The sequence below is a fragment of the Aeromicrobium sp. genome, assembly GCF_014378035.1.
In the GTDB taxonomy this organism is placed as follows: domain Bacteria; phylum Actinomycetota; class Actinomycetes; order Propionibacteriales; family Nocardioidaceae; genus Aeromicrobium.
The window spans coordinates 1-18388 of record NZ_JACMOM010000065.1 but is presented as its reverse complement, the minus strand read 5'-3'; the positions used below and the strand labels follow the sequence as shown (position 1 = coordinate 18388).

The window sequence follows — 18388 nt, the reverse complement described above, 5'->3', positions numbered from 1 at the left end:
GCTTTGTCGTAGGGGATGGTGACGACTTCGCGGACCAGGGGGGCGAAGTCCTTCACGATCCGGTCCATGTTTGGGTCTTTGCCGGAGGTTCGCTTGCTGATGATCGCCACGGCGTTCTGTGCGAGCTTGCGGGAGTGCTCGTCACGGTTGGCTAGTGCTTCGAGCATGCGTGCTCCAGCCTCGGCTGTGTCCTCCACGTTCGTGCAGGGCACGACGAGTTGCTGAGAGTGCTCGATCATCGAGCGCCAGTTGACGGCGCGCTCGTTGTTGCCTGAATCCATCATGATCAGCCGGTAGTACTTCGCGGCGACTCGGTGGATCGCGTCGACCTCTTCGCCGGACACTTCGTGCTCTCCGTCGACGGACTGGTCGGAGTGCAGGACGTCGAACTTGTCTTCGGGCTGGTGATGCGCGAAGTAGGACATCTCAGCCGACTGGGCGCCGGTGCCAAGCAGCTTCTCGGCTTGGGGGAGGAGCTCGAGCACGGTGTTGGAGTGCCCGGACTGCTGGGTGCGCCAGGCAAGAGATCCCCGGGTCTCGTTGTTGTCCCACGCCAGTACGCCTGCCCCGCCGAAGCGGGCGAACACTGCGGCGAGCATGACGGTGGTGGGGGTCTTGTTCGCGGACCCTTTGCCGTTGGCGATCGCGATGGTCCGCGGTCCGGGCCAGTGGCGGGAGACCTGCTTGACGTCGTCTCGCCACAACAGCTCATCAGCCCCTGGGTCTAGGCGCATACCAACCCAGTTGACGGCGCCGCGCCATCCCTGTTTGGCAGGCTCGAGCACAGGACCTTCAGCGATGAACGATTTGCGCTCATGGTGTCGCGGGACGTCAGGTCCGGCGAGCAGCTGAGTGCCGGCACGCGGTGGGGTCAAAGGGATGGCCGGGTGAGCGAGGGCTGGCGTCTCTGCGGCCGTGACCGCGCCGGTCGGTGCGGGCGCCGCTTCCTGTTCGACGATGGCGGCTGGGGTCGGGGCGTCAAGAGGTGTAGCCAGCTGGTCGACGGGCTCCGCGATCGGCCACGTGTCGTTCGGATGGGCTTCGTCGTAGTACGTGCCGCCGGGGGTCACGATGAGCACGGCGGGGCTGTTGTCGGCGGCGCGGGTGTTGACGCGGATCGGGCGGTTGAGATCGGGCTCCTTGGCGACACCCCACAGGTAGGCCAGCGCTTTGCTCCGCGCGTCCCCGGTGTCGTCGGTGAAGAACATCTGACTCACGCCGAGCAGCTGCACCTCAACGGTGTCTTCGGGGTGGAAAGTGGCCATGATGCTTGGGAAGTTGGGGATGGTGTCAACAGTCATGAGGGTGCCTTTCTGGTGGGTTAAAGGGGTGCGCCGAGCGGGAAGACCGGAGGTGACCAGCCGAGATATCGGCCGCCTGCACCCATGCGGGACATCGGCGTGAGGTCGATGCATCCGGGCCGGACGTAGTCGTTTGAGAACGCTTGACCGTTGCCGGCGTAGATCGCGATGTGCCCGGCCGGGTCGGAGGAACTGAAGTACACAAGGGCCCCTGCGGGGATCTCCTTGCTGGTGCTGATGAGGCCTTTGGACTCCATCAGCCGGAACTGGGCGAGCGCCGTGGGGGTGCCGGAGCTGGCGTAGCCGTAGGCCCGGGCCACGAACTCCAGGCATCGGCGGCGCCAGGTGCCGCCACGGACCGTGTTGGTACAGGCTGAGGCGCGCGCGATCCGCGCCGCTTCGTTGAGAGCTTGCGTGCAGTTGCGCGGGGTGCGGATGTTCCTGAAGTCGCAATCGGCACCCGATGCCCACACGGCGTCGGTGGTCTCCCCGCCGCTACATCCGGGAGCGGAGCCGTAACCAGCTTGGGCGGGGGACTGACCAGTCACAGCGGCAACGACCTGGACCGCGTCGTCCCAGAACTGTTCGTAGTGGTTGGGGTCGGCGTTGCGTTGCACCCGGTGAGCGGCCAGCGTGGGTTCAAGGTCCGCCCAGCCTTCGACTCTGAGAAGCGCCCGGTAGAACAAGGTGGCGCTCGCGGTGGGGTCCATCCGATCGGCCAGGGTGCCCCAGCTGTCGCGCTGCTGGAACAGTCCCCGGCTGTCGGGGCCCGATGTGTCGCCGCGGTTGAGGACGGTGAGGCTGGATTCGCCCATCGCGGTCATGACGGCGATAGTCTGCCCGCGGGCGTTGACGCCAAGCATTTTGCCAGCCGCGACGATCGCCGCCACATTCTTGAGCTGGTCGCCCTTCCACTGGCCAACGGTTGTAGCCGGCGCAGCAGCTACGGTCAGGTCGGCCGCCGTGATGTTTGCGGCCGGTGCTGCGTCAGCCGCGGCGGCAGTGTCCGGCGTCTCGGTGGTGCTGCTGTCGGGCTTGACGGGGTTGACCGGCTTGGACCCGGGGAGGCCGATCGTGGCCATGATGGCGTTGTGGTCGGTGATGAACGGGGCCGCATAGCGGCCGTCCTTAGAATCAACGACCTGCTGCCAGGACGCCACGCTGCTTCCCGGGGGCACGTAGATGTGGTCGGTCTGGTTGCCGTTGCGGACGACTTTGCCGGTCGGGTCGCGACCTCGAGCGGAGTTGACGTCCTCGTTGAGCTTGTTGGTGGCTACCGTGACGGCGTCCTTGTATCCGGCGGCTTTCATGACCGCTGCCGGCGCGTCGTAGGCGCGGGACTTGTTGGAGTTGAAGTCGCCCACGACAACCAGCTGTTGGGCACCGGAATCCGCCCGGACCTTCGCCAGGCCGCCGGTCATCTGGGTCTTACGTTTGGTGTCGGCGGACTTTTCAAAGGCCAGGTGCACGTCGACGACGGTGAACTCCACACCGTCGGCCTTCGTGCGCAGGTTGACCCACGCCATGCCGTGGTTGCCGCCAAGATCGATCGACCCGGACTTGTCGGCGTCGAACTTACCGGGCTTGTAGAAGATGTACCGGCCGATGAACGGGGCCTTGTCGTTGGCGTTGGCATACCCCAGCGACCCGAAGCCCTTGAACGTCGGTGCCCGTTTGCTCTTGCCCCAGCCGCCTTCCTGGACGGACAAAATGTCCGGGCTGATCCTCCCGACCTGCTCGATGGCGGGCCCGATGCGCTGGTCCCAGTTGCCGCATGAGGTCGCGCACACGTTCCAGGACATGATCGAGACTGCGTCGCTGGTCGGCCCGGTCGTTGATGCGAGCGCAGGATCGCAATCGGCGCCGCCGAACAGTAGTGGGACCGCGACGACCAGCGCCAGGATCATCGTGACGGGAGCTGTGAAGGCCACCCAAACCTTGGACGGGTTCATCACTGCAACCTGGAGTAGTCGCCGGGGAAGATGATGTTCTCCGCGATCCAGTGCCCGGGGATTGAGGTCCTGGACAGGTCGACCCCGAAGTCACCCGCCGTGGTGGGGAAGGTGATCGTCACGACGTGAGGGTTGTCGTTGTTGGACTCCACGCCCGGGCCGGTGATCTCCAACGCCGGGACGTTGGCGGGGTCGGTGTATGCGTACTTCTGCTGCCCCTCGGGACTCAGCAGGGGCTCAAGCTCGGCCCACCACTGCTCATAGGCCAGCGTCGGGCGTGACCAGGTCGCCAAGAGCGTCTTGGCCGCCTCTTGTGCAGCGGTGTGGCTTTGCTGGTCCCACATCGCCACAGGCGACGCAGCTGGAGATTCCGGTGTGGCCCGCGTCGCGGGATCGTTCTCGCCGGCGCCGGTACAGCCACTCAGGACGGCGAGCACCACGATGGCGGTCGCGAGCCTGCTCAGTGCGGCAGAGCTACTCTTCCGGCTCTTTTGTCGTGGCGTTGGGGTTCGGATTCCAACCTTCGTCAACCCAGGCTTGCAGCTGCTCACGGTCGAAACGGATAGTGCCCGCGAGTCTCCCGTGCGGAATTCGTCCTTCGGCACACCATTTGCGAATGGTCTTGTCGCTGACACTCATGAACTTCGCGACCTCAACGACGGTGAGCATGTCGCCCTCGGTCGGATCAGGTACTCGCGGACTCACGAAGAGGAGTGTTTCACGCATGACCTCCGCGCACCCCCCTATAGGTCTTTATAGTGAATCAGGTTATTAGCGTCGTATAACGCGTTTCGTCTGAATCTATCCTATAGAGCAAGTTAGGGGTAGGGTTCCATCAAGAAGAACTAGTTCGTTAGAACTAGATGACAATATTTCACGAAGTAAATCAGAGATGCGTCTGTTTTGGGGGAAATCTCATGAGCAATCCGTGGATTCCAGCGCCGTCGAAAACACTCCAGGCACCAGAGGCGCCAGCCAGGGTGATTGAGCCGACGGGTGCCAGTGCGCCTCAGCCGGCTGTCACGCCGCCAGGGGCATCTGAACAGCTTCCCGTGTGGGCAACATCGACTCCATCGCGTGTCTGGGTTGTCGGCACGCACGGGGGAGCGGGAGAGACAACGCTCGCGCAACTGCTTGGCGGCACGGCTACCGACCGTCGGTGGCCGTCGATCAGCCCACAGCCCGCCGTTGTCCTGGTCGCCAGAACCCATGCCACCGGCCTGGCCGCAGCCCAGCTTGCGATGCGCGCCTGGGCGGCAGCCGAGACACCCCACGTGCGACTCGCCGGCATCGTGCTGGTTGCAGACGCACCCGGCAAGCTTCCGAAACCGCTGGCCGACCTCGCCAACATCTTGGGCGGGGGAGTGCCCCACATGTGGCACGTCCCGTGGGTTGGCGCCTACCGCCTCGAGGTCGACCCCGTCGATCCACCCCGCCAGGTCCGAAGAGTCCTTGCCGAGATCAACGCCGTCATCGCCACCACCACCTAGGAGCCACCATGTACATCCTCACCGCACTGCCCGAGCTCCTCACCACCATCGCCACCGCAGTGCCTGACCCCGGCCAAGGTGAAGCACCCCCCGGATCCGACGGCCTCGTCACCATCCTGCGCTGGGTGTTCTACATCGCCTCAGCCATGTGCGTCCTCGGCGTCCTCATCGCCGGCGGCATGATGGCCGTCTCCGTCCAACGCGGCTCAGGCGGCGAACACGTCTCCCGCCTCGGCTGGGCACTCGGCGGCTGCATCGTCATCGGCGCCGCCTCCGCCCTCGTCGGCGCCCTGCTCTAGAACAGGAGACAAGCCATGTCGAATGTGAACCAAGCGGTCCTTGACTGGGTAGGAACGGGCGCGTTCATGGTCGCGTTAACGCTCACTCTGTACTGCGCTCAATGGGTGGCGCGGGAAGCGGTCGTGGTCGGAGGAAGACCTGATCTCCCCCGGCACATCTCGCAGTTGAGCTGGGCTGGCGTCGCCTTCCTGACCGTCTCTATCGCCTGCGCCGTAGTGGCGGTGATGTCATGAGTGACACCAAGGAGCCCCGCGACACCCGCCTCGTCGCGTCGGCAGCCCTCCTCGGTCTGATCGTCGTGGCCGGCATCATCGTCGTAGTCCTTCGACTAAGCGGAGGTGGCGGCGATGCCGGCGCAGGCGGGAATCCCGAACCGTCGGCGACGCAAAGTGCTGACTCGTCGTCGGTGTGCGGTTTGCCAGATAGTGATCAAGCGGTGCCGTCGGCCGCGGCTCCTGAGGCTACTTGGGAACTCAACGGCAAGATGGCGCAACCGCGAAGCCCAAAGTATGGTCCCGGCAGTCTTGCAGGTGGGGTGGGCAGTTGTTTTGCCCATAGCCCCACAGGTGCTCTGTTCGCGGCTGCTACCTACCTGGTAGATGCCTCGAACCCGTCCACTAGTGATGCTTCGCTCCGATCTAGGTTTACCGAAGGCTCGCCGGAGATCAACGATCCCGACGACGGCTCAGTGGCCCCGACTTACCAAATTGCTGGATACCGGTTCGATGACGTCACAGCTGACCGCGCAACAGTCGCAGTTGCGGTACGAGTAACGGAGGGACCTGCGGCCGGAGGTCAAGTTGCTCTGACGTTCACCATGATGTGGGAAAAGGACGATTGGCGGATCGTCGTGCCGGTTGACGGCGAACTGCCGTCGGCCGGCATAACCTCGCTAGCAGGTTTCGTGCCGTGGGCAGGTGCCTGATGTGCAAGATCTATCGACCCGACCAGTGCGTCGTGGATGGGGTCAAAGATGTAGTGGGCGGCGCTGCGTCTTCGGTGGCGGGTAGTGCAATCGACAAGTTCGCTAATGCTGTGTCGGAGGCCGTCGGTGAGTCTGTGAAGTCGGTCGCGACGATCTGGACGAAGGTTCCTACAGTTGGCCTGGGCTCTGGTGAGACGGCTACTAAGCTGCAGGACAACTTATTCTGGTTCGTCGGTTTCGCCGCGGTGCTGAGTGTGATTATCGCTGGCGGTCGCATGGCCTGGGAGGCGCGCGCTCAACCGTTGCGTGAGCTCGGTCAGTCGTTGATCACGCTGGTTCTGGTGACGGGCGCAGGCTTGGCCGTGCTTCGCCTCGTCGTGGTAGCCGGCGACGATTTCTCGACCTGGTTGATTGGCGGTGCCGGTGGAGCCGACTTCAACAAGAAGATGACCGGAATGCTTACGGCCGTGACGACCGCAGGTGGGCCGTTGGGCGCGATGCTCGTGATCCTGGTGGGGCTGATCCTGGTTCTGTCCTCCATCGCACAGATCGTGCTCATGATCGCCCGATCAGGAATGCTCGTGCTTCTAGCGGGGATTCTTCCGCTGTCGGCAGCGGCCACCAACACCGAATCCGGTAAGCAGTGGTTCCAAAAAACTGTCGGGTGGCTGATCGCGTTCGCCCTCTATAAACCAGCCGCGGCGTTGGTCTACGCGGCCGCGTTCGAGTTGTTCGGAGATTCGAAGGACCTTATGGGTGCCCTGACGGGCATGACGATGATGATCTTGGCCATCGCAGCCCTGCCGGCGCTGATGAAGCTCTGCGTGCCGCTGGTCGGCGGTCTATCCGGTGGCGGCGGTGGTGGCGGTGGCGCAATGGCGGCAGGCGCGATAGCCACTCAGTCGATCGGCCGTGGCGGTCCAACAGGCGCGGTCTCGCAGCCGTCGCAGTCACCTGCATCGACGGGCACGCCGGGCAGCCGTGGGTCGTCCGGTCCGTCCGGTGCCGCCGCGAGCGGAGGCGGGTCAACAGCCGGTGCGGGCGCTTCTAGCGCGGGCAGCGCAGCCACATCCGGTGGCGCGGGTGCCGCAGCAGGACCCGCAGGGGCGGCAGCTGCCGCGGCAACGCAAGTCATGAACAAGGGCAAGCAGGCAGCAAATGATGCTGCCGGAGGCGGGGGACCTGATGGAAGCAACTGACGAGACCAAGATGCGGACCTACGGGAACTTCCGGCGGCCTGAATCGCCAGGGATCGGGACGCTCGGCACGATCGGCACCGCCGTAGTGTTCATCGGCATCCTGGGCCTGATCTTGTTGATGACTGTGCACCAACTGATTGCCGCCGGCGTCTGGACGGTGGCAGTCTTAGTGGTGCTGGGACTGATGATGTTCAAGGACTCCCACGGCCGCTCCGGCCTGCAACGCCTCGCCAACCGCGCCGGTTGGAGCCGGACGAAGTCCCGCAGCCAGCACCTCTACCGCGCCGGGGTCCTGGGCCGCACCGGGTGGGGCACGTTCCAGCTCCCCGGGTTACTCGCGCAGACCAAACTGACGGAGCACCACGACTCCTACAACCGTCCCTTCGCTGTGCTGGAAACACCATCGGTAGGCCACTACTCGATCGTGATCGGCTGCGAACCTGACGGCGCGTCGCTGGTCGACCAGCACCAGATCGACTCGTGGGTCGCCGCCTGGGGCGACTGGTTGGCTGGTCTGGGTCACGAGCTCGGCATCGTCGCCGCCGCAGTCACCGTCGAAACCGCACCCGACACCGGCGCCAGGTTGCGCCGCGAAGTCACCGGCCGCATCGACCCGAACGCACCCGAGCTCGCCAAGACAATGCTGAATCAGGTCATGGACACCTACCCGGTCGGTTCCGCGCAAGTCCGCGCGTGGGTGTCGCTCACGTTCAACGGGCGCACGTATGCGGGCAGGAAACGCACTGCCGACGACGTCGCTAGGGATCTCGCCGCACGCCTACCAGGACTGACGCAGACACTCGCCGCAACCGGCGCCGGCCCAGCCAGACCCGTCGATGCGCAAACACTGTGCGAAATCGTGCGCGTCGCCTACGACCCGGCAGCCGCAACACTGATTGATGATGTCCACGCCTCCGGGCACTCCCCAAAGCTGTCCTGGAACGACATCGGGCCGGCCGCGACCCAGACCGGGTGGGACCACTACCGCCACGACGGGGCGTTCTCTCGGACGTGGGAGATGACGTCCGCACCCCGAGGTGAAGTCTTCTCCTCAGTCCTGACACGGTTGCTGTCACCTCACGGCGACATCGACCGCAAACGAGTCACGATCATCTACCGGCCATTGGACTCAGCCAAAGCAGCCCACACCGTGGAAACCGACAAACGCAACGCCGACTTCCGCATCGGCTCCTCCAACCGGCCCTCCGCCCGCGCCCTGACATCCGCCAGGTCTGCGGCCTCCACCGCAGCCGAGGAAGCCAAAGGGGCAGGGCTCGTCGACTTCGGGATCCTGATCACCGCGACGGTCACCGACGCCGACCGGATGCCCGACGCCCGCGCAGCGATCGACAACCTCGCCGCCACCGCAAGACTGATCATCCGCCCTGTCTACGGGTCGCAGGATTCGGCCTTTGCCGCGTGCCTGCCGCTCGGTCTAGTTCTTCAGTCACATCTGCGGATCCCCGTCGAGATCCGGGACGCACTATGACCAAACAGACCCCGACCAAACGGAACCAGGCGACTTCGCTCAATCGCTTCGGCCGGGCACAGCGCCACCGCGACGTCACCACTGCGGCAGAGGACCAGCTGCAAGCCCAAGCCGATGCGGCAGTTCAGGCTGCCAAGAATTTGGCGAAGAACCCCACCAGGCCCGGGTCCCGTGGTTGGTCGGGCAAAGCTGCTGGGGGAGTGGCCTACCTCCAAGCACCCACGGAGTGGCGTGGCACGACCGTGCAGGTCTGCGGCCTGTGGCCCTACGCCGCAGGATCCGGATCACCCATGGTCGGTGTCCCCTTGGGACGGAACATACTCACCGGGGGCACCTTGTGCTGCGACCCCATCAGCTGGTTCCAACGCGCCAACCTGATCTCCAACCCCTCAGCGTTCGTCCTCGGACTCCCCGGCCTGGGCAAATCCAGCCTCGTACGACGCATGGCGCTCGGGCTGTCCGGGTTCGGCGTCAACACCATGGTCTTTGGTGATCTCAAACCGGACTACGTCGACGTCATCCGCGCTATGGGCGGACAAGTCATCGAGCTCGGTAGGGGCCGCGGGGCAATCAACATCCTCGACCCCGGCGAAGCGTCCGAAGCCGCCACCAGGTTGACCGGCGACGCCCGCCAACAGGTCCTTGCCGACGCCCACGGACGCAAGCTCACCATGATCGGCGCGCTCATCACGATCCTTCGTTCCGAACCGCCCACTGATCGTGAAGAGTCCATCATCGACCGGGCCCTGAAGATCCTCGAGGACACCCACGACGGCATCCCCGTCCTGGCGGATCTGTTAAAAGTCATCCAGGACGCACCCGACGATCTGCGCAATGTGGCGCTCGACCGGGGTTCGATGGACCGGTACCGCGACATCACCGAAGGCCTCGAAGCAACTCTGATTGGCCTCACCTCTGGTGGGCGGCTCGGGACGATCTTCTCCCAACAGACCACAGTCCCGATGCGCCGCGACCGTCCCGTCGTGTTCGACATCTCCTCAATCGACGACTCCGAATCGGACCTGCAAGCTGCCGTGATGCTGGCGTGCTGGTCCTACGGGTTCGGTGCCATCAACATCGCCCACGCCCTCGCCGACGCCGGCCTGGAACCACAACGGAACTACTTCGTCGTTTTGGATGAGCTGTGGCGCGCGATCCGCGCCGGCCGCGGGATGGTCGACCGCGTCGACGCCCTCACACGTCTAAACCGCCAACGTGGTGTCGGGATGGCGATGATCTCCCACACGATGGCCGACCTCATGTCCCTGCCCGACGAGCACGACCGGATGAAAGCCCGCGGATTCGTCGAGCGCGCCGGCATGGTCCTGTGCGGGGGACTGCCCCGCGCCGAAATGCCGCGCCTCAACGAAGCCGTGATGATGTCCAACGCTGAAGAAGAGATGCTCGTCGGCTGGTCCGCCCCACCATCGTGGGACTCCCAAGCCGGCCAAGAAGCCGAACCACCCGGCAGGGGCAAATTCCTCGTCAAAGTCGGCGGCCGCCCCGGCATCCCCTTCCAAGTCGCCCTCACCGAAGTCGAGATGGCCGTCAACGACACCAACAAACGCTGGCACGGCAAAATTGGGAAGCTCGAATGAACTTCGACGCTTTTGGCCTGAACTTGAGCATCCTCGGGGGTCACAGCCGGTGTGGGTGCTCAGGTTCGTCGAACTCGTTCGCCCTCGATGGTGAGGTCGGGGTGCCGTTCGCAGATCCGGCAAACGAACCTACGCGCATGGAGTCAGCGCTGGAACCTGCCGCCGCCCCCACCACTGATCCCATGGCCGGCACGAGCCTGCTCGGAACACAGGCGGTCTGACATGTCCTCCACAGCCAGAAGAAGCAACCCGTCCGCAGCCGGCGCCGAGGCAGTGCTCGTGTGGGCCTTCGTCGCCCTCGCGGCCATCGCTCTCGTGACCACCTGGTCAGCCACACACCTAGCCGCCAAGATCGACGGCAACCCGGCACCTCCGTCCAACCCATTCAAGGTGCTGTTCGGGATCGCCGGCGGAGACGTCACCTGGACGGCCACGGCCACCAAGGCCGCGGTCGGCATCGGTGTCGTACTGCTGCTCCTGATCGCCTTTGTCGGCGCAGCGGCGTTGAAGATGTTCCGCAAAACGACCAGCGTCGACAAGGCCGACCGTCACATGGCCCGCGGCCAGCAGCTCGGCGCGCTCCGTAAAACGAGCGCCAACAAGGTAGCCAAACGACTCGGTAGTCCCTATGGCCCTGGTGTGCCGATCGCCCGGACGCTGAGCGGCAAGATGCTGTACCGGACGTGGGAAGACGTCGTGATCGTGCTCGCCGGCCCCCGCGTCGGCAAAACCACCAGCTTCGTCATCCCCGAAATCCTCAGCGCCCCCGGCGCCGTCCTCACGACGTCCAACAAAGCAGACGTCGTACAGACCACCCGGGCCTACCGGTCGACGCTGGGTCAGACGTGGGTCTTCGACCCGCAGGGCCTCGCCACCGAGCCGATGACCTGGTGGTGGAATCCGCTGTCGTACGTCACCAACGAGGTGAAGGCCCGCCAGCTGGCCGACATGTTCGAGGCCGCGTCCCACGACCCCGACGCCAAGGTCGACGGATACTTCGGCCCCAAGGGACGAGATCTGCTCGCGAACCTGCTGCTCGCGGCCGCGATCTCGAGCAAACCGTTGACGCAGGTGTACCTCTGGCTGACCGACCCGACCGATGACACGCCTGCGGTGATCCTTCACAACAACGGCTTCGACCTCATCTCGGCCGCGGTGCGCTCTGCCATGTCGGCCGCCCCGGAAGAGCGAAGCGGCATCTTCGGCAGCGCCGAACAGATGGCGTCGTTCATGCTCAACCGTGAAGCCACCCGTTGGGTCACACCGCCAACCGTCCCCGGCCTGCCGGAGTTCGACCCGCACGCGTTCGTGCGGACAAACGACACCCTCTACAGCCTCTCCAAGGAAGGCCAAGGCTCGGCCGGGGGACTGGTCGCCGCGCTCGCGGCCGCAGTGTGCGAGGCTGCCGAGGATCTCGCCCAGACCGAACCCAACGGACGTCTCTCCACACCGATGCTGGTCGTGCTCGACGAGGCGGCGAACGTGTGCCGCTGGGCTGAGCTCCCGAACCTCTACTCACACTACGGATCACGCGGAATCCTCATCTCGACCTACTTGCAGTCACCCGCGCAGGGACGCGCCGTGTGGGGCAACGACGGCTACGAGAAGCTGTACTCCGCGGCCAACATCAAGGTCTACGCCGGCGGCGTCGACGACATGAAATACCTCACCGACCTCTCCAAGGCGATCGGCAACTACACCCACAACCGACCGTCAGTGAGTTCCGGCAGGAACGGCCGGAGCGTCAGCCGCCAAGAACAGTCCGACCTCATCCTCGACGTCGCCGACCTCCGCGCCCTGCCGCGCGGCCGGGCGGTGTTGCTGGCATCGGGGACTCGAGCCGTGCTCGGCCGAACCCTGCCGTGGATGGATGGCCCCCACGCGAAATCAGTGAAGGGATCCCAGACGTGAGCAGCCCAACAGGATGGGAAGAAGAACCCGATTTCGAAACCGGCGAGGAAGAGGCTCCGAGGCTGTACTACCAAAACCTGCCTGAGTTCATTCGCGAGTTCTTCATTCCGATGTTCCCACGCGACGTCACCAACATTCCCGGCCTCACCTGGTGCCCGAAATGGTGGCTTCACCCCGAAGCGGCTTACCGATTCGACAGCCTTTGGCGATCCTGGGAACACCTGCGCCTCGACGCGGCCACGGGCAGCTCGAGTTGGCTGCGCGAACATTTGGACCATCATCTTCCGCTCCTCCTTTCAGACTCCGGCACGTTCAAGGGGTGCTCGATTAAGAACGGCCACGCGGCCGATCGGGACTACTGCTTTCCGGCCGAAGAACCACCGGAGGGGCTGTACCCCGATCAGACCTCGTCGGTCACCGGCTCCCTTCCGTAGAGCATGGGTCGATTGCCGTACCCGAACAGCTGGGGTGCTGCAGTCCGCCCCGAAGACGCAGCCAAATTGTCGCTATCTGGACGATCGCAAGGTGCTACGCCCCTGCCAAGGCGTGGGTGGATGGCATACCTCACTGGCCCACCCGCGGACTCCTTGTCCTCACTGGGCATGGTCGGCAGAAGGGAGCAGTTCCACAGCGTGTCGATCCGCGGTGGCCGTCGCGAGCCGTCGAAGGCACTCATGATTGATGCACCAGGGGCGTTTCTTCCGAGGATGACGTAGATCACATGGGATGATTGAAGGTCTACGAGTTGGAGAAGAAATGGCGCATACCCGTTGTTGGCACACCATGCAGGAGGCGCGTCGCCAAGCTTGCGTCGCGGTCGAGTTCTACAACCGCTCCGGAGAGAAGGCCAGCTTCTATGACTTCGTGCTGCACATGCACCTGGCGTGGCAGAACCTGCTCCACGCCGATCTCGATCGACGCGGTGTGAATACCTACTTCCGCAAGCCCAACGGCTGGTACGTGCGGGACAAGAACGGTGAGAAGCAGTCGTGGGACCTGGGCACCTGCTTGAAGAAGGAGTTCCCGGACGACCAGGATCCCGTGCGCGCAAACGTCGAGCTGTTCATCGGGCTCCGGAACAAGATCGAGCACAGGTTCCAGGAGGCGTTCATCATGGAAACGTCGGCGTACGCCCATGCTCTGGTGCTCAACTTCGAAGCCGAGCTCGTGAAGCGGTTTAGTGCTGAGTTCAGTCTCGGCAAGCAGCTCAGGTTCCCGATCTTTGTGCAGTCTTTGACGCCCGAGGGCATCAAGGAGCAGAAGGCGCTCCGTCGCCAGCTGCCGCTGAGCGCTCGGAACTACATCACGAAGTTCGAGGCGAAGTTCGACCCGTCCATCCTCGAAGACGAGCGCTTCATCTACCGGGTGATGCTGACTCCGGTCAAGGGACCCAAGACCGACGCCGACACGGCGTTCACCTTCGTGCGCATGGATGAGCTGACGGCCGAGGATCAGCGGGATCTCATGAACAAGAAGGGCACTGCCGTCGTGATCGAGAAGCTCCGGAGCGTCGCTCTGAAGGACGAGGTCCTCCCGAAGCCCGCCGCCAAGGCTGTCGAGGCTCTCATCCCCTTCCGGTTCAACGTCCATGACTTCACGAAGATGAGGTATCGGCACGAGGTTGGCGGGCGAAACGGCAAGCGGATGGCTCACAGCCGGGACGACTACTGCGTGTGGATCGCTTCCACTCGTAACTGGGTCTACACGCCCAAGTACATCAAGAAGTGCGCGGACGAGCTGCAGACGGCGGACGCCTACATCGCTGCGCTGGGCAAGGTCCCGAGGCTGAAGAAGGCGACGACCACGAAGGTCGCCTAGCGCACCGACTGTGGCCTTGTGGACTCTTCGACCCCCCACCGCAGCCGGTTGACCTGTCACCTCTGGAGCAGGCCTGGACGAGCTGCCGCAGCACTACGTTCCAGTTGCTGCCACCGCAGCCTGTTCACTTGTTGCGTTCACGCAGCCGAGCCTTTGTGGCTCGCGACTTGGCGTTGTGTGCCTCGCGGCACGGGTCGCAGCGACACCCAACGTCGTACCGGTACGACGTTCCATGCACCACGTTGGGCAGCTCTGCCAGCTCGCCAGACTCGCGGATACGGGTCATGTACTCGCCGTGCTTGATCCGGTTTGCTTCTCGACACGCGTCACACCGGCACTTGTGATTGCCGTAGCCATTCTGGGTCCCGTGGCGCGGATCACCCTCGGCCAGCTCACTCATGAGACGGAGTTTAGGGCACCATCGAGAAAACTATGGCGCCACCCGCTCAGAGTGGCTGTTTCTGTTGCTCACGCGTGGCAGGATGACGCTCGTGACCATTGCTCCAGATCACCCCATCGCCACGGCCGAGTTCTTCGCCGGAATCGGCCTCATGGCCGCTGCCTTGGAGCCCCGAGGGTTCGACGTTCAGTGGGCGAACGACATCGAGCGGGCGAAGTACGACCTGTACTTGGCCAACCGCCCTCACGCGGTCGACGCCTTCAAGCTTGGTGATGTCCGCGGTGTGCTTGGTGACCAGCTCCCGAACATCGAGCTTGCGACAGCCTCCTTCCCCTGCGTAGATCTGAGCCTGGCAGGCAACCGGAAGGGGCTGACGGGCGAGCAGAGCGGCATGTTCTGGGAGTTCGCTCGGGTCCTTGAGCAGATGAACGAACTTCGTCCGCGCGCGGTACTCCTAGAGAACGTGCACGGATTCGCCACGAGCCGTGGCGGGAAGGATCTTCGAATCGCTATGGAGCGGCTCGCCGAGCTTGGCTACAGCTGCGACGTCATCGCCATCAACGCTCGTCACTTTGTTCCGCAGAGCCGGCCTCGCATGTTCGTTGTCGGGCTGCGTGGTGACCTACCCGCAGGCGCTCAACTGGGTGTTCCGCCGATCTCCGACGTACGGCCGGGTTGGGTCCAGCAGATCCACGCTCTGAACCAAGACCTGCCGATGCACTACATCGATCTGCCAGGTCTTCCGGACGGTCCTGAGGATCTTCGTAGGGTCGTGCAGCGCCTCGACGCCGATGATGCTCGCTGGTGGGACGAAGAGCGGACTGCGAAATTCGTAACCAGTCTCGCGCCGCTTCACGCGGCACGGCTGGAATCTTTGGCTGCAGGCGAGAAAACTGCTTGGCGTACGGCATACCGGCGCACGCGGCACGGCGTTGCGACGTGGGAGATCCGAGCCGATCCCATCGCAGGATGCCTCCGTACGACCGGCGGAGGGTCATCGAAGCAGGCACTCGTGCAGGCCGGGCGAGGTCAGATGCGGGTTCGCTGGATGACTCCGCTCGAGTACGCCCGTCTTATGGGGGCAGGTCGGTTTAAGACGAGAGCTCGAACGGACAATCAGGCACTGTTCGGTTTCGGTGATGCCGTGGTAGTCGACGTGATCGCATGGATCGCTGACAATTACCTGCTGCCGACATTGCGGCCCGCTGCACTTATCTAGCCCCTAGACTCTGTCTCTAGAGTTAAGGGGACAAGTTGCCGCCGAAGATCAAGAAGCAGAATCAGCCGCCTCGCGCTGTCCGCCTCATCCGTGTGGAGCTTGCCAAACTCATGGCCGAGCCTGACCCAGAGACCCCTAGCAAGGCGATAGGTGACGCCGTGGGCATCTACGCGTACTTCGACTACGACGACGAGCCGATCTACGTTGGACAGACGTCTGCGATGTTCCGTGATCGGGTGGGTCGGCACCTCACCGGCCAACGTTCCGATGCCGTGGCCAAGTTCATCTTGGACCCATTCGAGGTCGCCAAAGTTGCGATGTGGAGCGTCCCGAGCGTTGCGGCGGCGATGAATCCGGCCGATCCCATGAAGAAAGCCACCACGGCTCAGAAGCGCACCCTCCTCAGCCCGTACGAGTACACGGTCTACAAGGAGCTGGAAACACAGAGTGTGTTCCACGCGGTCTTGAACGAGGGCGTCATCCACGCCTCTGACGTGATCGCCCTACCGACGGCCGTTCGCGGCAGGATCATTCCTGACGAGCTGTGGGAGGACCGGAAGCACTCAGATGTGCGCATCGCGCGACGAGCCTCCACGATCTCTCGTCTGTCACAGATGATTTCCGAGCGGGAGGTTTCAGGCGGTATGCGTCGAACTCTGCTTTTGCAGGCGAAGCGGCTGACTTGGCTCGCGGAGCAGCGCATCCACGAGATCGGCGCGGAGATCCCCGATGCCGACGACGCGCAGATTTCCGACGACTAGCTCTGAGCCGGTCGTGCGGGGCTGACAGTGCCTGCGACGAGATCGGCAACTCGTGTCAGCATCCACACTCCATCACCGAACTGCACCTCGTACAGCTCGCCTCCGCGGCCCATCAGCTTGGCGGCGTACGCCTCATCATCTGTGGAGAGGCCTTCGTCCAAACGCTTCATGGCGAAGTATGGCTCTCCGTCTCGTCGCTGAGCTTCCCCGTCGCGGGTCGAGATCGATCGGAATACGCCGAGCGGCTCCGGGGAGGGCGCGTCGGCCTCTGCAGACCAGATCCAGGACTCAGCTCCAAGCTGGTACAGGCCGTGCGCGTCGGGCAGGAGGACTTGCGGCTCGTAGCCGTCATCGTCCTCGTACTGGCAGTCCGTAAGGACCAGGGCACCGTCGTTTTGCCATTCGTACCGGTACTCCAGTTCAAAGTCATCCTTCGGGTTGCCGTTGAGCATGTCGATCACGGTCACCACTGCTAGCGGATCGAGCCAAGGACACAGCCACCCGTTCCAGCACTCTGTCTCGTCGTACTGGCCGAGGACGGCAGGGGGCTGTCCGTCGAGCGACACGAGCCCGACTGTGATGCGATCCATGTCGCCAGCATCCCTCATGCGTTCACGAGGACGTCTCCGGTTCGGAGATTCTGAATGCATCTAAGCGTGGGGTCCTCGACCGTGGCGGGCTCCAATGTCTTTGCCGGGTGCCGCGCTCCTGGCTTGGTTCACAACCTGCCCGGGGCGGCGCTTGACTGCTTCGCGTGCCGGTTGTCCCTGGCCCGTGCTAACGACCATGCCGACGGCGATCGCTTTGGCCGAGGCCCGTCCATCGAGCGCATTGGCCATACTCGTCCGTCGCTCGGCTGAATCCCACATCATCTCAGCACGCTGCCGACATGCGATCTGGTATTCAGCGTCGGCGGCAGCTCGCTCGTTTACATCGGCGGCAGCGTCGCCGCCGGCAACCACGGCAGCCGCGTTGTCGAGGTGTGCTTCGTCACTCTGGTCGGCGGCATCGCGATCCAGCTGCGCAGCCCGATCCAGAGCCATAGGATCAACCTCGCACCTGGCGCTGGCCTCGCTACGGATCCGGTTGGCTGCGGTGCGCGCGTCCGGGTCGTACTTCTCCCACGCCCGCGCGGTCTCGTACGCCGAGGTGATCTGATCCGGTCGGGCGGTCGCCCGCTCGGCGTCGAATCTGGCCGTGAGTTCGGCGGCTCGTTGCTCGGAGGCGGCTTGCACTTCGCGCTGGCGCTGCTCGAGTGCACGCATGACCCGTTGCGCGACCTGTGCTGCTGCGGCCATCGCCGTGCGCATCCCTGCCGTGACTTTCTCGCTCGCTTCGTCCTGTGGTTCTGTCATGATCGATTCCCCCTCGATAGCCGTTCCGGAGCCTCAGATGTGTGGGCGGTTATCGCCGTCGGCCAGGGCTCTGGTCGGGCGGCTGCGTGGGCCGCGTGGGGTCCTTGCTGGGCAGCGGTGGACGCACTGGCAACTTGACCGCGTCCCGCGCCGGGACCTGTCCGGGGATCTTGAACACGTCGGCCGCGGTGTCTTGGCCATTACTCTGGCCATCGCGGCGAGGCGGTGCGCCGGCAGTGGCCAGCACTGCCGGCAACGTCTTGCGGACCTCCATCAGCGACCCTCGCACAGCGACCTCGACCTGCCTCGCGGCCTGTCCTTGAGCGGTGGCTTGCTGGTAGTCATACATCGACTTGAGCATCTGCATCATGGTCTGAATCATCAGCGCCTTGGATGCCATCGACGACGGGTTAGAGGTCGCCTGCATCAGCAACATCGCGGCCTGGCGCATCCCCGGCTGAGGGACCCGCTTCACCGGGACCTGGTGGGCTCGGACCTGACCGAACCTCGACAGGGCGCCTGACGCACCGGCCAACGGGCCCGGTGTTGTCTCGGTCTGGATCGACCAGGCCGCGAACACTCCTGAGGTCTCGCGGGCCAGCTGAGTCCACGCCTCGGTGTCATCCGTCCCGACCGTTCGCATGCGATCGCGCAGCTGCTCGATCTGCGC

General features: G+C 64.3%; 19 protein-coding genes. 11 read left to right on the top strand and 8 right to left on the bottom strand.

What is annotated here, in order from left to right; all coding sequences use genetic code 11:
- The 4 genes from H7290_RS03585 to H7290_RS03570 all read right to left on the bottom strand — a co-directional run.
- A partial coding sequence (locus H7290_RS03585; RefSeq protein WP_290512646.1) for a hypothetical protein occupies positions 1-1301 on the bottom strand: 1301 nt, incomplete at its 3' end.
- Positions 1302-1321: 20 nt separating this feature from the next.
- A complete protein-coding gene (locus H7290_RS03580; protein ID WP_290512645.1) occupies positions 1322-3253 on the bottom strand; it encodes an endonuclease/exonuclease/phosphatase family protein in 1932 nt (643 codons plus the stop codon).
- Positions 3253-3597 carry a hypothetical protein gene (locus H7290_RS03575; protein ID WP_290512644.1) on the bottom strand — a complete coding sequence of 115 codons (345 nt, stop codon included), beginning with the start codon at positions 3595-3597 and terminating at the stop codon, positions 3253-3255. Before H7290_RS03575 ends, H7290_RS03580 begins: the two co-directional genes overlap by 1 nt.
- A gap of 130 nt (positions 3598-3727) precedes the next feature.
- Positions 3728-3922, bottom strand: a complete 195-nt coding sequence (locus H7290_RS03570; RefSeq protein ID WP_290512643.1) for a helix-turn-helix domain-containing protein — start codon at positions 3920-3922, stop codon at positions 3728-3730.
- Positions 3923-4305: 383 nt separating this feature from the next.
- Here H7290_RS03570 and H7290_RS03565 point away from each other — a divergent pair, with 383 nt between their 5' ends.
- From H7290_RS03565 to H7290_RS03525, 9 genes are all read left to right on the top strand, one after another.
- Positions 4306-4743 carry a DUF6668 family protein gene (locus H7290_RS03565; RefSeq protein WP_290512642.1) on the top strand — a complete coding sequence of 146 codons (438 nt, stop codon included), beginning with the start codon at positions 4306-4308 and terminating at the stop codon, positions 4741-4743.
- An 8-nt stretch (positions 4744-4751) separates the two neighbouring features.
- A complete protein-coding gene (locus H7290_RS03560; RefSeq protein WP_290512641.1) occupies positions 4752-5042 on the top strand; it encodes a conjugal transfer protein TrbC in 291 nt (96 codons plus the stop codon).
- Between the two features lie 230 nt (positions 5043-5272).
- The gene (locus H7290_RS03555) at positions 5273-5968 is read left to right on the top strand and encodes a hypothetical protein (RefSeq protein WP_290512640.1); all 696 of its coding nucleotides are present in this window, start codon (positions 5273-5275) and stop codon (positions 5966-5968) included.
- 110 nt (positions 5969-6078) lie between these two features.
- Positions 6079-7167, top strand: coding sequence for a hypothetical protein (locus H7290_RS03550; protein WP_290512639.1), 1089 nt, complete (start codon positions 6079-6081; stop codon positions 7165-7167).
- Positions 7127-8656 carry an SCO6880 family protein gene (locus tag H7290_RS03545; protein WP_290512638.1) on the top strand — a complete coding sequence of 510 codons (1530 nt, stop codon included), beginning with the start codon at positions 7127-7129 and terminating at the stop codon, positions 8654-8656. The genes H7290_RS03550 and H7290_RS03545 overlap by 41 nt, the downstream gene beginning before the upstream one ends.
- Positions 8653-10254, top strand: coding sequence for an ATP/GTP-binding protein (locus tag H7290_RS03540; RefSeq protein WP_290512637.1), 1602 nt, complete (start codon positions 8653-8655; stop codon positions 10252-10254). Before H7290_RS03545 ends, H7290_RS03540 begins: the two co-directional genes overlap by 4 nt.
- Before the next feature lie 222 nt (positions 10255-10476).
- The gene (locus H7290_RS03535; protein ID WP_290512636.1) at positions 10477-12165 is read left to right on the top strand and encodes a TraM recognition domain-containing protein; all 1689 of its coding nucleotides are present in this window, start codon (positions 10477-10479) and stop codon (positions 12163-12165) included.
- Entirely contained in the window at positions 12162-12599 is a 438-nt protein-coding gene (locus H7290_RS03530) for a DUF4913 domain-containing protein (RefSeq protein ID WP_290512635.1), read from the top strand. Before H7290_RS03535 ends, H7290_RS03530 begins: the two co-directional genes overlap by 4 nt.
- A gap of 322 nt (positions 12600-12921) precedes the next feature.
- Positions 12922-13983 carry a DUF3644 domain-containing protein gene (locus tag H7290_RS03525; protein WP_290512634.1) on the top strand — a complete coding sequence of 354 codons (1062 nt, stop codon included), beginning with the start codon at positions 12922-12924 and terminating at the stop codon, positions 13981-13983.
- Positions 13984-14107: 124 nt separating this feature from the next.
- On the opposite strand, the gene H7290_RS03520 is transcribed toward H7290_RS03525, so the two are convergent.
- Positions 14108-14383: a hypothetical protein gene (locus H7290_RS03520; RefSeq protein WP_290512633.1), complete on the bottom strand. Its 276-nt coding sequence runs from the start codon at positions 14381-14383 to the stop codon at positions 14108-14110.
- A gap of 91 nt (positions 14384-14474) precedes the next feature.
- Here H7290_RS03520 and dcm point away from each other — a divergent pair, with 91 nt between their 5' ends.
- Both dcm and H7290_RS03510 read left to right on the top strand, forming a co-directional pair.
- Positions 14475-15602: a DNA cytosine methyltransferase gene (gene dcm, locus H7290_RS03515; RefSeq protein WP_290512632.1), complete on the top strand. Its 1128-nt coding sequence runs from the start codon at positions 14475-14477 to the stop codon at positions 15600-15602.
- A gap of 158 nt (positions 15603-15760) precedes the next feature.
- Positions 15761-16363 carry a GIY-YIG nuclease family protein gene (locus H7290_RS03510; protein ID WP_290512631.1) on the top strand — a complete coding sequence of 201 codons (603 nt, stop codon included), beginning with the start codon at positions 15761-15763 and terminating at the stop codon, positions 16361-16363.
- On the opposite strand, the gene H7290_RS03505 is transcribed toward H7290_RS03510, so the two are convergent.
- From H7290_RS03505 to H7290_RS03495, 3 genes are all read right to left on the bottom strand, one after another.
- Positions 16360-16953 carry a hypothetical protein gene (locus H7290_RS03505; RefSeq protein WP_290512630.1) on the bottom strand — a complete coding sequence of 198 codons (594 nt, stop codon included), beginning with the start codon at positions 16951-16953 and terminating at the stop codon, positions 16360-16362. The genes H7290_RS03510 and H7290_RS03505 overlap by 4 nt on opposite strands.
- 60 nt (positions 16954-17013) lie before the next feature.
- Positions 17014-17718, bottom strand: a complete 705-nt coding sequence (locus tag H7290_RS03500) for a hypothetical protein (RefSeq protein WP_290512629.1) — start codon at positions 17716-17718, stop codon at positions 17014-17016.
- A gap of 49 nt (positions 17719-17767) precedes the next feature.
- The coding region (locus H7290_RS03495; protein WP_290512628.1) for a hypothetical protein at positions 17768-18388 on the bottom strand (621 nt) is incomplete at its 5' end.

Excerpts from the sequence above, each read along its gene's own strand:
- H7290_RS03580 (WP_290512645.1), bottom strand. The coding sequence starts at position 3,253 with ATGAACCCGTCCAAGGTTTGGGTGGCCTTCACAGCTCCCGTCACGATG.
- H7290_RS03575 (WP_290512644.1), bottom strand. The coding sequence starts at position 3,597 with ATGTGGGACCAGCAAAGCCACACCGCTGCACAAGAGGCGGCCAAGACG.
- H7290_RS03570 (WP_290512643.1), bottom strand. The coding sequence starts at position 3,922 with ATGCTCACCGTCGTTGAGGTCGCGAAGTTCATGAGTGTCAGCGACAAG.
- H7290_RS03560 (WP_290512641.1), top strand. The coding sequence starts at position 4,752 with ATGTACATCCTCACCGCACTGCCCGAGCTCCTCACCACCATCGCCACC.
- H7290_RS03555 (WP_290512640.1), top strand. The coding sequence starts at position 5,273 with ATGAGTGACACCAAGGAGCCCCGCGACACCCGCCTCGTCGCGTCGGCA.
- H7290_RS03545 (WP_290512638.1), top strand. The coding sequence starts at position 7,127 with ATGATGCTGCCGGAGGCGGGGGACCTGATGGAAGCAACTGACGAGACC.
- H7290_RS03540 (WP_290512637.1), top strand. The coding sequence starts at position 8,653 with ATGACCAAACAGACCCCGACCAAACGGAACCAGGCGACTTCGCTCAAT.
- H7290_RS03535 (WP_290512636.1), top strand. The coding sequence starts at position 10,477 with ATGTCCTCCACAGCCAGAAGAAGCAACCCGTCCGCAGCCGGCGCCGAG.
- H7290_RS03525 (WP_290512634.1), top strand. The coding sequence starts at position 12,922 with ATGGCGCATACCCGTTGTTGGCACACCATGCAGGAGGCGCGTCGCCAA.
- H7290_RS03520 (WP_290512633.1), bottom strand. The coding sequence starts at position 14,383 with ATGAGTGAGCTGGCCGAGGGTGATCCGCGCCACGGGACCCAGAATGGC.
- H7290_RS03505 (WP_290512630.1), bottom strand. The coding sequence starts at position 16,953 with ATGGATCGCATCACAGTCGGGCTCGTGTCGCTCGACGGACAGCCCCCT.
- H7290_RS03500 (WP_290512629.1), bottom strand. The coding sequence starts at position 17,718 with ATGACAGAACCACAGGACGAAGCGAGCGAGAAAGTCACGGCAGGGATG.